Origin of the sequence: Bacillus ectoiniformans, assembly GCF_016908875.1 — a bacterium.
Taxonomy (GTDB): domain Bacteria; phylum Bacillota; class Bacilli; order Bacillales; family Domibacillaceae; genus Bacillus_BX; species Bacillus_BX ectoiniformans.
Genome location: NZ_JAFBES010000010.1, coordinates 22,236 through 34,768, shown reverse-complemented (window position 1 = coordinate 34,768; position 12,533 = coordinate 22,236). Strand labels below are relative to the sequence as shown.

Below are 12,533 nucleotides of genomic sequence, written 5' to 3'. Positions count from 1 at the left end.
CTTTAAGTTGGTGTATTCTTTCTTCTGATCTCTGTATCTAGCAATTTGATTGCGACAATCAGCTCTTCACATAAGGAACGGATTTGACCAACCACTAAAAAGTGGGTGTTCCAAATGGAACACCCTCAAACGATCAAGGACTTACATTGAGTCCTTATTTAATTTTATAAACATCCATAATTGTGCCGGTTTGCGAGTCAGCAATGAATTCAAATTGTTCGCTGCCTTCGCTTGTTGTGCGGGTAATGCCGCCTTTATAAATCATTTTTTCCATGCCGGTTTTCTGCAGCTTTTCAGGTCTCATTTGAATCCATGAACCGTCAATTGTGCCTTCTTTTTTGAATGCATCTTTCACACTTTTCAGCGCTTTTTCAGCGGAAACATAAGTAGTCTTTGATAAACCCTCATTCACAGCTAATGCTCCGGCTGCTCCAGCAGCAGCTCCTAATAAAAACGTGCCCCAATTCATCTTCATTCTTTTCCCCCCTGTTTTTCCATTCATATTCATAGTATACATGAATCACAAAATATTTTAAAAGTATCCAATACTTTTTAAGTAAACTATTTCATTAAGTATAATAGTTAAACAGTGACAGATTCAAATTAGAGGGCAAACTGAATAACAAATTCAGACTACACTTGCTGCCCTTAAAGATTCTCCTTTTCATTGCATCATTCTTTTGAGTTAGTCCTGGCTAGCAAGCGGACGAAATTTTCTGTAAGATAAAAGAAACGCGGCATTAGAAGCGGAGAAAATGAGTAAAGGGGTCGAAAGCATGAATCAAGAGACATTGCAGCTTTTTAAAACATTAACAGAACTTCCTGGTGCGCCTGGAAATGAACATAAAGTACGCAAATTTATGCGGGAACAGCTGACTCCATACTCGGATGAAATTGTTCAAGATGGTCTAGGCAGTATTTTTGGTTTAAAAAAGGGTGAAGATCAAGGTCCGACAATCATGGTGGCGGGTCATATGGATGAAGTGGCCTTTATGGTTACGGCGATTACGGAAAATGGCATGATTCGCTTTCAAACATTGGGCGGCTGGTGGAGTCAGGTACTTCTTGCTCAGCGAGTGGAAATTCAAACCGATCATGGACCGGTAACAGGCGTGGTCAGTTCAGTTCCGCCCCATCTGCTTACAGACGATCAGCGCAAAAAACCAATGGAAATGAAAAATATGATGATCGATATTGGAGCGGATGACCGGGAAGATGCGAAGAAGATCGGCATTAAACCTGGGCAGTCGATCATTCCAGTATCAGCTTTTACACCGATGGCCAACAGCAAGAAGATTCTGGCGAAAGCCTGGGATAACCGCTACGGCTGTGGGTTAGCTATTGAACTGCTGAAAGAGCTGAAGGATGAACACTTGCCGAATCATTTATATTCCGGTGCCACGGTTCAGGAAGAAGTGGGATTAAGAGGAGCGCAGACCGCAGCTGATTTAATTAAACCTGATCTTTTCTTCGCACTTGATGCGAGCCCTGCAAATGATATGTCAGCCGATAAAAACCAATTCGGACAGCTGGGAAAAGGAGCGCTTTTGCGTATCTTTGACCGGACGATGGTTACTCATCGAGGCATGAGGGAGTTTGTTTTAGATACGGCAGAAAGCCACAGCATTCCTTATCAATACTTTGTTTCCCAAGGAGGAACGGACGCCGGTCGAGTACATACAACGAATCAAGGTGTGCCAAGTGCCGTGATTGGAATTTGCTCGCGCTATATTCATACCCACGCTTCGATTGTGCATGTGGATGATTACGCAGCGGCAAAAGAATTGATTATACGTCTTGTAAAGGCATGTGACGCATCAACGGTTGAGCAAATTAAAAAGAATAGTTAAGATCATTTGATCATAGTCGAGAGTGCTACCTGAAGCATTCTCTTCTTTTACATCTGGGAGGATAAAATGAAAATTATTATTGGGTCAAAAAACCAGCCGAAGATGCAGGCGGTGATATCAGGGTTTCAGAGAACGGGGATAGAAACAGAAGTTATTTCCTGCTCGGTGCCGTCCGGGGTCAGTGAACAGCCATTTTCGGATGAAGAAACGATAACAGGAGCGGTCAATCGGGCTAAAAGAGCGCTCGATTTAGAAAATGGGGACCTTGGTGTTGGGTTAGAAGGCGGGGTAGTGAAAACGCCGCATGGTTTATTTCTATGCAATTGGGGCGCGCTTTTTGAAAAGGAGAAGCCGCCAATCATTGCTGGAGGAGCACGAATCCTGCTTCCGGATGAGGTGGCTGAGCTTCTCCTTCAAGGTGAAGAACTAGGGCCTGTCATGGATCGTTACACAAAGCGGCAGCAGATCCGTCAAAAAGAAGGAGCGATCGGTGTCTTCACAAATGGGCTAGTGACGAGGGAAGAAATGTTTACACATGTCGTTCATTTATTAGCGGGACAATGGCTTACGGGTGCGTTAAAATAAACATTTTCTTTGTGTACAGTACGGTATATAATTGTCTTTACACTGGTCAAAAAAGGTGTAAGGGAGACGTGTGCAGATGAAGAATTTCTTACAGAAAAAAGGTGTATCGCTTTCACCGAAGGTATATTTCATTGAAGCGTTAAGCTTTATGGCTTTAGGTCTATTCAGTTCTTTAATTATAGGATTAATTATTAAGACCATTGGCGAGCAGTTGAATTTGCCTTTTCTCATAGAAATGGGCAAGCTGTCGATCAGCCTGATGGGACCGGCGATCGGCATTGCGGTGGCTTACGGATTAAATGCTCCTCCGCTTGTATTATTTGCAAGCGTAGTGACAGGGGCTGCCGGTGCGGCTTTAGGAGGCCCAGCAGGCAGTTATGTTGCGGCATTGCTTGGAGCAGAAATCGGAAAAGCAGTCAGCAAGACGACGAAAATAGATATTATTGTCACGCCTTTTATCACGATTTGCGCCGGCTATTCAGTGGCCGCTTTAATCGGTCCTGGCATTGCGGAATTCATGCAATGGTTTGGCAGCTGGATTGAATGGGCGACTATGCAGCGTCCAGTTACGATGGGGATTTTAGTAGCGGTATTAATGGGGTGGGCGTTAACGGCTCCTATTTCAAGTGCTGCCATCGCATTAATGCTGGATTTAAATGGATTGGCAGCCGGAGCCGCTACGATTGGATGCAGCGCGCAAATGATCGGATTTGCCATTGCCAGCTATCGTGAAAATAAATTCGGCGGATTTGTGGCACAGGGACTTGGCACTTCGATGCTGCAAGTGCCGAATATTATTCAGCACCCGCGAATTTTGATCCCTCCGACTGTTGCAGGCATGATCTTAGCGCCGATTGGCACGACGGTTTGGCCAATGATGAACAATGCCGCTGGAGCAGGTATGGGTACATCAGGATTTGTTGGTCAGATTATGACTTTCACGGTGATGGGATTTACACCGGAAGTATTGCTTCAAGTCATTTTGCTTCATATCGCCGGACCGCTTGTGATAAGCTTAGCGGTATCGGAATTTATGAGGAAAAAAGGCTGGATTAGAGATGGTGAAATGACCATTTCCACAGGAGGGAAATAAGACATGAAAAAATTAGCTTCTATAGAAGAGTTTCAGCAAATGAAAGAATCAAGCAAACATTTGTTTATGTTCTCCGCAGACTGGTGCCCGGATTGCCGAGTGATTGAGCCATTTCTGCCGGAACTTGAAGAAAAGTATAAAGACTTCACATTTGTCTATGTCGATCGCGATCAGTTCATCGATCTTTGCATTGAAATGGACATCTTCGGGATCCCAAGCTTTGTCGCTTTTGAGAGTGGCCAAGAGCTCGGACGGTTTGTCAGCAAGAACCGGAAAACACAGGAAGAAATTGAGCAATTTATTAACCAGCTTTAATGATTAGGGCTGTCCTCGGGTGGAAAGAAGCAGATACTTCTCGAATGAAGAGGTAGCTGCTTCTATGGGGACAGCCCGTTTTCTGTTAGAATAGGTGTTAAAATCAGCAGCAAGGATGATGAAAGGAGCAGAACCATTGGATTCTATACAATTAAAAAAAATTCTAACGGAGCGATTAGAAGCAGAGAATCGTTCTTTTACATTTGACCGAAAAAAAGATGAGCTGAGAATAGAAAACACAGATACGAGCAAAGGGATCACGATCTCGCTTCCTGGCATTATTGCCAAGTGGCATCAAGAGAAGGAAAAAGCCATTGATGAAGTGGTTTATTATACGGAAGAGGCACTGGCCGTCATGGGCGGTGAGCATACGTTATCAGATAAAGAAAAGAATATCTTTCCTGTTATACGTTCGACTTCCTTTCCGAAAGAAGCATCTGAGGGTGTGCCATTTCTCATGGACGAGCATACCGCAGAAACAAGAATCTATTATGCGCTTGATTTGGGGAATACGTACCGGCTTATTGATGAGCAGTTAATGACACGAGAAGGATGGAACAAAGAGCAGGTTCAGCAGGTAGCGCGCTTTAATGTTCGTTCACTTCCGACTAATATGAAAAAAGATATTGTTGCGGATAATGTATTTTATTTCTTAAATTCGAATGATGGATATGACGCCAGCCGGTTATTAAATGAGAAGTTTTTAAAGGAAATGAGTGAAACCGTTGAAGGTGAGATGACCGTTTCTGTTCCTCATGGAGATGTGCTGATCATTGGAGATATCCGCAATGAAACGGGATATGATGTGCTGGCTCAGATGACAATGAGCTTCTTTACAAATGGCCATATTCCGGTAACGGCTCTTTCTTTCCTATATGAAGAGGGTGTACTTGAACCTATTTTCATTATGGCAAAAAATCGTGTTAAAAAAGATGAGAAGTCTTAATTCAATTATAAGGAAAAACAGCAGGCCGAGTAGAGTGCCTGCTGTTTTTTACTGAATTTGTGTTTAATTAATGAGAGAACTGTATCAAAATAAGACCATTTTTTGAAAACAAATTCTTGCAATCTCTCAATCCTTTTACCTAAAATCTGTTTTCGCTACCGAAAAGCAGGTAAGACCTGTTAAAATGGTGAAAGATTCTCTAATAGAAAGAGTGATGATTCATGAGTATGTTTAAGAAATTCATGGGATTGTTCCGTGAAGAAATAGAAGTAGAATTAGAACCTGGCCAACAACCAGGAGAAGAAAATAGACCATCAAAAAAATTAATGTCTGCCAAAAGGGAGCAGAATGCGAAACCATTCCAATCTGCTAATCAAACAGATCATCAGGAATTAGCGGCAAAGATTGCTTATCAGTATCCAACTCGAGAATATCCGCTGCCCGGCGGCCGTTATGCCTCAGACCGTAAAAGAAGAAAGCAGCCTGAACCTCAAGCTGCTCCCAGCAAGAAGAGGTATTCGTCCCATTCTCAATCTCAAAACGGCGGGCAAAAGCAAGAGCCCGAGCGAATAGAAACAAGTCATCACCGGATCTCGTCTCGGCCGTTCCAGCCAACTGAAATACCTTCACCGATTTATGGATTTAAACAAAGACCGACTCAGCAAGAGATGAGAAGACAAATCAGCATGGATGAAGGACCGGTTATTTCTTCAATAGATAAACTGAGAATAAAAGATGATCCATTGCTTGAGCTTGGAAACAAAAAAGAACATTTTCCTGCAGCCAGTGACATTCCTCTAGCTAAACCTGTAGAGAAGGTATCTGAACAGCCGTTGAATGGGTCGGCTGAGAAAGATCCGCTCTTATTGTTTAAGAAGGAACCTGCGAGGACGGCATATGATGTGGAAGCAGAGATAACGGCTTCACCTAGACCAGCATCACTGCCGGCAGATGTAGTTGAAACAGTAGAAGAACCTGTTAGAAAAGAACAAGAAGAACGCTTAACACCGCCATTCACAAAAGATGAACCGCTTCACCCTCTTGAACTTGAAGTAAGTGAGGAAGTAAATCAAGAGCACACTCACGAAATGCCATCTTTAGAAAGTCAGCAAAACGAGCAAGGGAAAGAAGAAATATCGGCTCCTGCAGAACATTTTGAAGGGAAGCTGCCTGAAGAGGGAAGAACATCTAGATCTGAAGAGCGGAAGAGAAAACGCAGACATTCTCCATTTAATGTGATCATGTCTAAACAAGACAGAGAAAACTTGCAGCGTAAGAAAACAAGGGACAGTGATCATCAAGAAAGCGTCAAGAATTCCGATAGTCATAGAGCAGCAGCTATAAATGAAGGAAGAATGCAAGATTCTGAAGTTCGGAAAGTAAAGGTTTCAGAAGAAGCAGCATCTAAACAGATCCATGCCTCTTCACGGGCAGAAGCAACGAATATATCATTAGAGCAAGAGGAAACGGTTATTGAACAGGCTTCTGAATATCAAGAAGAACAGCCCGTTCAAAACGTGCAAGTGCCTTCACCAGTCGAAGGAATGAATGAAATCGTAGAGAAAGAGGAAACTTTTTTACAGCACAAAGAGGATCTTGAAGACCATCAGAGTGTCAATCAGCCTGCGGCGGTTCAAAAAGCAGTTGCATTAGAAGAGCCGGTTAATGACTATGAATTTCCTAGGAAATCCTATTTGAATCCTCCTGTCTATCAGGAAGCGAGCTTTGAATACGTAGAGCGTCAAAGCCATGTGTTAAATGAAACATTTAAAAACTTTAATGTGAAAGCGAAAGTGGTCAATGTAACAGTAGGCCCTTCCGTTACTCGATTTGAAGTGGAGCCTGAGCCGGGAGTGAAGGTCAGCAAGATTACTAACTTATCAGATGATATTAAACTGAGTCTTGCAGCTAAGACGCTGCGGATTGAAGCACCGATACCAGGGACACGAGTCATTGGAATTGAAGTGCCGAATAAAGACAGCCGGCCGGTGTTAATCAGTGAAATTCTGTCGAGTTCCGCTTTTCAAGACAACAGTTCTCCTTTGACATCAGCACTCGGGCTTGATATTTCCGGGGAGCCTGCAGTACTGGATTTAAAAAAAATGCCGCATGGCTTAATTGCCGGAGCCACTGGTTCAGGAAAAAGTGTTTGCATCAACTCTATTTTGGTCAGTCTGTTATATAAGGCGAAGCCTCATGAGTTAAAACTGCTGCTGATCGATCCGAAAATGGTTGAACTGGCTCCTTACAATGGGATTCCGCATTTAGTCAGTCCAGTCATCACGGATGTGAAAGCTGCAACAGCCGCTTTAAAATGGGCGGTAGAAGAAATGGAGCGCCGCTATGAGCTTTTTGCTCATGCAGCTGTACGTGATATAGCAAAATATAATGAAAAAGCAGAAAAGCTGGGACAAAAAAGTGAGCACCTGCCGTATATTGTGATCATTATTGATGAGTTAGCTGATTTAATGATGATGTCACCATCCGAAGTAGAGGAATCAATTTGCCGGATTGCTCAAAAAGCCCGTGCTTGCGGCATTCATTTAATTGTGGCAACACAGCGGCCGTCAGTTGATGTTATTACCGGTTTAATTAAAGCGAATATCCCAACAAGAATTGCCTTCTCTGTTTCTTCACAAGTCGATTCAAGAACGATTATTGATACCGGCGGAGCGGAGAAGTTATTGGGGCGGGGAGATATGCTGTTTTTAAATAACGGCTCTTCTGAATCGGTGCGATTGCAGGGCACGTTTGTCTCTGATGAAGAAATTGATACGGTTGTTGATCATGTGCGCAGAGAAAAAGAGCCCAATTACTTATTTAAACAAGAAGAGCTCCTGCAGAAGGCGCAAATACAAGAAACCGAAGACAGCTTATTTCCAGAAGCCTGTGAGTTCGTTGTGCAGCATGGCGGCGCATCAACTTCTTTATTGCAGCGTCACTTTAAAGTAGGCTACAATCGGGCATCGCGTCTTATAGAAATGATGGAAGAACAAGGGCTGGTCTCTGAACAGCGGGCAGGCAAACCGCGTGAGGTTCTGATCACAGAAGAAGAATTAGAAACCCTAAATGAGGCTAGTACAATATAAAGATAAATGGTATTCTTTAATTGAATACAACGTTAAGATACAGGGGAGAATCCTCTAAGCTTGTGAAAAGGTTCACCCTGTCTGCTAAACAATCGGCTGAGGCCGATTGTTGTTTTTTAAAAAAATGGGCATATACAACAAGTGAATATGAGGGAGCTTTAAAAAGATGAAAGAAATTGAGTTGAAAATGCAAGGGGAAATAAAACGGTTAACCAACCATACGTTTAAGTTTGACTCACGGATTAAAGACGGATGGTTTTCAGCGGTTTATTTTTTAAAAACACGTGAAATAGCGAACAATTATCATAAAGACAACATTGTGACGATGCAGTTCTTCCAGAAAGATGAAGCGGTGCTTTGCGGGACAGATGAAGTCATTGCTTTAATTAAAGAGTTTTCTGAGCATCCCGAACGGCTCGAGATTCATTCTTTAAAAGACGGAGATAAAATCAAGCCGTTTGAAACCGTTCTTACGATCAAAGGTCCCTATCAGGAATTTGGCTATCTCGAAGGTGTGATCGACGGAATTTTAGGGCGAAGAACCTCAGTGGCAACAAATGTATATAATGTCAAAAAAGCAGCAGAACTATCAGGGAAGAAAAAGCCTGTGATTTTCATGGGAGACCGGGATGATCATTATACACAGCAAGCGGGCGATGGATATGCTGCATACATTGGCGGCTCTACAGCCATGGCTACCCATGCAATGAATGAATGGTGGGGAAAAGAGGGAATGGGTACAATGCCTCACGCGCTTATTCAATTATTCAATGGAGATATTGTAGCTGCAACGAAAGCATATGCCGAGACCTATCCTAATGATGATTTAATTACCTTAGTGGATTATAATAACGATGTAATCACTGATTCACTGAAGGTGGCTCGTGAATTTGGCAAGAAGCTGAAAGGTGTCCGCGTTGATACCTCTAGAACATTAATTGATAAATACTTCTTAAGAAATCAGCATATGCTTGGCACGTTTGATCCGCGCGGGGTAAATGCGGAACTGATCTTTGCCTTAAGGTCGGCATTAGATCAAGAAGGCTTTAACCATGTGAAGATTGTGGTATCGGGGGGCTTTAACGAAAGCCGCATTACTGAATTTGAAAAACAAGGAGTTCCGGTAGATATGTATGGCGTTGGCAGCAACCTGCTGAAGATCCATATTGGATTCACTGGGGATCTTGTTATGCTGAATGGAGAAGCTCAGGCGAAAGCTGGGCGTAAATACCGGCCCAATCCCCGGTTGGAAAAAGTTGAGTTTTAATCAAAGCTGGATTGGATGATTCTTCATAACCTGTTAATCACAGGCGGCGGAGCGGTTATATTAGCCTATTCTTTGTTATTCATAGTCACTCTTAATAAAAAGTGCTATAATGTGTGAATATGAAAAGTTAGCTGTCCGTCGTCTATGATAAACAAATCAGGGCAGTACACATATACTGCTTACGGATAGACGAATGTTGGAGGTTCTGTTATGACAACATATCATTTTGTCGGAATTAAAGGCTCAGGGATGAGTGCTCTTGCTCAAGTGCTGCATCATAAAGGGTACGATGTGCAAGGTTCTGATGTTGAAAAATATTTCTTTACTCAAAAAGCGCTAGAAGAAGCAGGGATTCCCCTTCTTCCTTTTCAAGCTGAAAATATCCAGCCTGGCATGCAAGTAATCGCCGGGAATGCTTTTTCTGATGATCATGAAGAAATCCAAAGAGCGAAAGAATTAGACGTACCTGTCATTCGCTATCATAAATTCCTTGGAGATTTTATGAAGAATTTCATCAGTATTGCTATTACAGGTGCGCATGGAAAGACATCCACTACTGGATTGCTTTCCCACGTAATTAGCGGAGCAGAACCTACTTCTTATCTTATTGGAGATGGAACAGGGCAGGGAACGAAAGATGCGAAATACTTTGTTTTTGAAGCGTGCGAATACCGCCGTCACTTTTTGTCCTATGATCCTGATTATGCGGTCATGACCAATATTGATTTTGATCATCCTGACTACTTTGCTGACGTAGCTGACGTATTCTCTGCTTTTCAAGAGATGGCACTGAAAGTAAAGAAAGGCATTTTTGCTTGTGGTGATGATGAGCATTTGCAAGGAATTCAAGCTAAAGTGCCTGTCGTATTCTACGGTTTCGGTGAAGATAATGATTTCCAAGCGCGCAATGTCGAAGTAACTCCAGAAGGAACAGCATTTAATGTATTTGTCCGAAACACATTCTATGCGGACTTCAAAATCCCGACTTTCGGCGATCATAACATTTTAAATGCATTGGCGGTTATTGCCCTTTGCCATTATGAAGAAATTGATACGGAAATCGTGAAGGAAAGACTTCTTACATTTGGTGGAGTGAAGCGCCGTTTTTCTGAGAAGAAGGCCGGAAGACAAATATTAATTGACGATTATGCTCACCATCCGACAGAAATTAAGGCGACGATTAATTCAGCTCGCCAAAAGTATCCGGATAAAGAAATCGTTGCTATTTTTCAGCCGCATACATTCTCAAGAACGCAAACATTCCTAACGGATTTTGCGGCGAGCTTAAGCGGTGCGGATGCCGTTTATTTATGCGATATCTTTGGTTCAGCCCGTGAAAATCATGGGAAGCTGACGATAGAAGATCTTCAGGGAAAGATCGATAACGCCCGTTTACTGCAAGAAGAAGATACGTCTCTTCTTAAAGACCATGAAGACAGTGTGCTGATTTTTATGGGCGCTGGGGACATTCAAAAGTTCCAAGCTGCTTATGAACAGCATATTCAAGTAAAATAATAAAAGGGAGATTCGCGGACTGCGAATCTCCTTTTTTAGATTTATTTTAAATTTTCAGGATTTAATTTTTCAAGTTCAGGAAGTACGAAACGGCCGTCTTTTCGAATCAATACGTCATCGAAGTAGATTTCACCTCCGCCATACTCTGGACGCTGGATGTTCACTAGATCCCAATGAATGTTGGAATGGTTGCCGTTATATGCTTCCTCGTAACACTCTCCTGGCGTGAAGTGAAAACTGCCGTCAATCTTCTCATCAAACAAAATATCCTGCATAGGATGAAGGATATATGGATTAACCCCAATCGCAAACTCCCCTACATAACGGGCTCCTTCATCTGTGTCAAAGATTTGATTAATTCGTTCTGTGTCATTAGCGGTTGCTTCTATAATTTTTCCGTTTTCAAACGTTAACTTAACATTTTCGAAAGTAAATCCGTGATAAGGAGAAGGTGTATTATACGTGATGACACCATTCACGGAATCCCGTACAGGAGCCGTATAGACTTCACCATCGGGAATGTTGAGTCTCCCTGCGCATTTAACGGAAGGAATATCTTTTATGGAGAAAGTTAAATCTGTGCCCGGGCCTGTAAGGCGGACTTTATCGGTACGGTCCATTAAGCCCGCTAAGCTGTCCATCGCTTCATCCATTTTTCCATAGTCTAGATTACAGACGTTAAAGTAAAAATCTTCAAATGCTTCTGTGCTCATTTTTGCCAGCTGAGCCATAGATGAATTCGGGTAGCGAAGCACGACCCATTTCGTTTTTGGCACGCGAATATCGCGATGTACTTTTTTGCCAATCGTATTACCGTGGATCTTCATTTTCTCATCTGGTACGTCGGCGTGTTCGTTGATATTATCTCCTGAGCGAAGACCTATGTAAGCATCCATTTCCTTCATCACATTTGCCTCAAACGCAGCCATCATCTCATAAGCCTCTTCTTTAGCTCCTAGTAGCAGAGCCCTGTCTATACGATGATCTTTCAAGGAGACAAAAGGACAGCCGCCAGCTTTATATGCTTCATCCACTAAGGCAGTCACCAAGTCTCTTTGCAGCCCGAAATTTTCAATGAGCACTTTTTCTCCAGGCTGCAGCTGACAAGAATAATTAATAAGATTTTTGGCTAATTTAGCAATGCGTGGATCTTTCATTTACATTCCTCCATCCATTATTTTCACTACATATTATTGTACTGAATGTCAGATAATAATGACAGTAAAAGCGGGATTCTGTATGTTTTGGCAAAAAAAATTAAAATATGCAGGTATTTATATCTCTTTCAGAGAAATCTATTAGAGTGTTTAATACCCTTTTTGGTTGGGTAACTTTATATATATCAATGCAGGAGGTGTCCGGGTTTGGAAATTATTTTGTACTTAAGTGCTGCAGTGGCAGCGATCGCGTTTTTAATTCTCGTATTAAACGTGTCGAAAACATTAAAATCTGTCGACAAAACATTAGACAGCCTTTCTAGAACAGTGGATCGATTAGAAGGGCAGCTGCAAGGCGTGACAACTGAAACGGCAGAGTTATTACACAAAACCAATGTGCTCGCTGAAGATATTCAACAAAAAACAGAGCAATTAAATACTGTGGTTTACGCAGTGAAGGATGTAGGTTCTTCTGTTCAAAATTTAAACACTTCATTAAAGAAAGTGACAACAACTGTTGCTTCACAAATGGAAAGAAACCAATATAAGATTTCCCAGGCGGTTCAATGGGGAAATGTTGTGAAGCAGTTAGTTGAGAAGTTTAAAGATACGAAAGAACAACAGGCACCACCTTTAAGAAATGAAGCATTAACGCCTACAGAAACATCTGTACAGCGCGCAAAATACTAAAAAATTATTAATGAGAAGGCAGGAGA

At 42.2% G+C, this 12,533-nt stretch carries 11 protein-coding genes; 9 read left to right on the top strand and 2 right to left on the bottom strand.

Translation table 11 applies throughout. The annotated features are described in order from the left end of the window. Nucleotides 1-154: 154 nt before the first annotated feature. Nucleotides 155-475 carry a hypothetical protein gene (locus tag JOC78_RS12860; protein WP_338023207.1) on the bottom strand — a complete coding sequence of 107 codons (321 nt, stop codon included), beginning with the start codon at nucleotides 473-475 and terminating at the stop codon, nucleotides 155-157. Nucleotides 476-776: 301 nt separating this feature from the next. Between JOC78_RS12860 and JOC78_RS12855 the strand changes: the two genes are divergently transcribed. The 8 genes from JOC78_RS12855 to murC all read left to right on the top strand — a co-directional run bounded on the left by JOC78_RS12855 (nucleotide 777) and on the right by murC (nucleotide 10,660). Next, nucleotides 777-1,850 carry a M42 family metallopeptidase gene (locus JOC78_RS12855; RefSeq protein WP_204556531.1) on the top strand — a complete coding sequence of 358 codons (1,074 nt, stop codon included), beginning with the start codon at nucleotides 777-779 and terminating at the stop codon, nucleotides 1,848-1,850. 66 nt (nucleotides 1,851-1,916) lie between these two features. Beyond that, entirely contained in the window at nucleotides 1,917-2,435 is a 519-nt protein-coding gene (locus JOC78_RS12850) for a DUF84 family protein (RefSeq protein ID WP_204556529.1), read from the top strand. A 76-nt stretch (nucleotides 2,436-2,511) separates the two neighbouring features. Then, nucleotides 2,512-3,528, top strand: coding sequence for a PTS sugar transporter subunit IIC (locus JOC78_RS12845; protein WP_204556527.1), 1,017 nt, complete (start codon nucleotides 2,512-2,514; stop codon nucleotides 3,526-3,528). A 3-nt stretch (nucleotides 3,529-3,531) separates the two neighbouring features. Then, nucleotides 3,532-3,843, top strand: a complete 312-nt coding sequence (locus JOC78_RS12840) for a thioredoxin family protein (RefSeq protein WP_204556525.1) — start codon at nucleotides 3,532-3,534, stop codon at nucleotides 3,841-3,843. A 136-nt stretch (nucleotides 3,844-3,979) separates the two neighbouring features. Continuing rightward, nucleotides 3,980-4,789: a DUF1444 domain-containing protein gene (locus JOC78_RS12835; RefSeq protein ID WP_204556523.1), complete on the top strand. Its 810-nt coding sequence runs from the start codon at nucleotides 3,980-3,982 to the stop codon at nucleotides 4,787-4,789. Nucleotides 4,790-5,010: 221 nt separating this feature from the next. Then, entirely contained in the window at nucleotides 5,011-7,878 is a 2,868-nt protein-coding gene (locus tag JOC78_RS12830) for a DNA translocase FtsK (protein ID WP_204556521.1), read from the top strand. Nucleotides 7,879-8,044: 166 nt separating this feature from the next. Further along, complete coding sequence (locus tag JOC78_RS12825) at nucleotides 8,045-9,145, top strand: nicotinate phosphoribosyltransferase (RefSeq protein ID WP_204556513.1); 1,101 nt, start codon at nucleotides 8,045-8,047, stop codon at nucleotides 9,143-9,145. Between the two features lie 210 nt (nucleotides 9,146-9,355). Beyond that, on the top strand, nucleotides 9,356-10,660 hold the full coding sequence (gene murC / locus JOC78_RS12820) for a UDP-N-acetylmuramate--L-alanine ligase (protein WP_204556511.1): 1,305 nt from the start codon (nucleotides 9,356-9,358) through the stop codon (nucleotides 10,658-10,660). 41 nt (nucleotides 10,661-10,701) lie between these two features. On the opposite strand, the gene JOC78_RS12815 is transcribed toward murC, so the two are convergent. Beyond that, on the bottom strand, nucleotides 10,702-11,817 hold the full coding sequence (locus tag JOC78_RS12815; RefSeq protein ID WP_204556509.1) for an aminopeptidase: 1,116 nt from the start codon (nucleotides 11,815-11,817) through the stop codon (nucleotides 10,702-10,704). Between the two features lie 207 nt (nucleotides 11,818-12,024). On the opposite strand from JOC78_RS12815, the gene JOC78_RS12810 reads away from it, so the two are divergent. After that, nucleotides 12,025-12,507 carry a DUF948 domain-containing protein gene (locus JOC78_RS12810; protein WP_204556507.1) on the top strand — a complete coding sequence of 161 codons (483 nt, stop codon included), beginning with the start codon at nucleotides 12,025-12,027 and terminating at the stop codon, nucleotides 12,505-12,507. Nucleotides 12,508-12,533: the final 26 nt, after the last annotated feature.

Excerpts from the sequence above, each read along its gene's own strand:
- JOC78_RS12830 (WP_204556521.1), top strand. The coding sequence starts at position 5,011 with ATGAGTATGTTTAAGAAATTCATGGGATTGTTCCGTGAAGAAATAGAA.
- JOC78_RS12855 (WP_204556531.1), top strand. The coding sequence starts at position 777 with ATGAATCAAGAGACATTGCAGCTTTTTAAAACATTAACAGAACTTCCT.
- JOC78_RS12840 (WP_204556525.1), top strand. The coding sequence starts at position 3,532 with ATGAAAAAATTAGCTTCTATAGAAGAGTTTCAGCAAATGAAAGAATCA.
- JOC78_RS12815 (WP_204556509.1), bottom strand. The coding sequence starts at position 11,817 with ATGAAAGATCCACGCATTGCTAAATTAGCCAAAAATCTTATTAATTAT.
- JOC78_RS12850 (WP_204556529.1), top strand. The coding sequence starts at position 1,917 with ATGAAAATTATTATTGGGTCAAAAAACCAGCCGAAGATGCAGGCGGTG.
- murC (WP_204556511.1), top strand. The coding sequence starts at position 9,356 with ATGACAACATATCATTTTGTCGGAATTAAAGGCTCAGGGATGAGTGCT.
- JOC78_RS12860 (WP_338023207.1), bottom strand. The coding sequence starts at position 475 with ATGAAGATGAATTGGGGCACGTTTTTATTAGGAGCTGCTGCTGGAGCA.
- JOC78_RS12845 (WP_204556527.1), top strand. The coding sequence starts at position 2,512 with ATGAAGAATTTCTTACAGAAAAAAGGTGTATCGCTTTCACCGAAGGTA.
- JOC78_RS12825 (WP_204556513.1), top strand. The coding sequence starts at position 8,045 with ATGAAAGAAATTGAGTTGAAAATGCAAGGGGAAATAAAACGGTTAACC.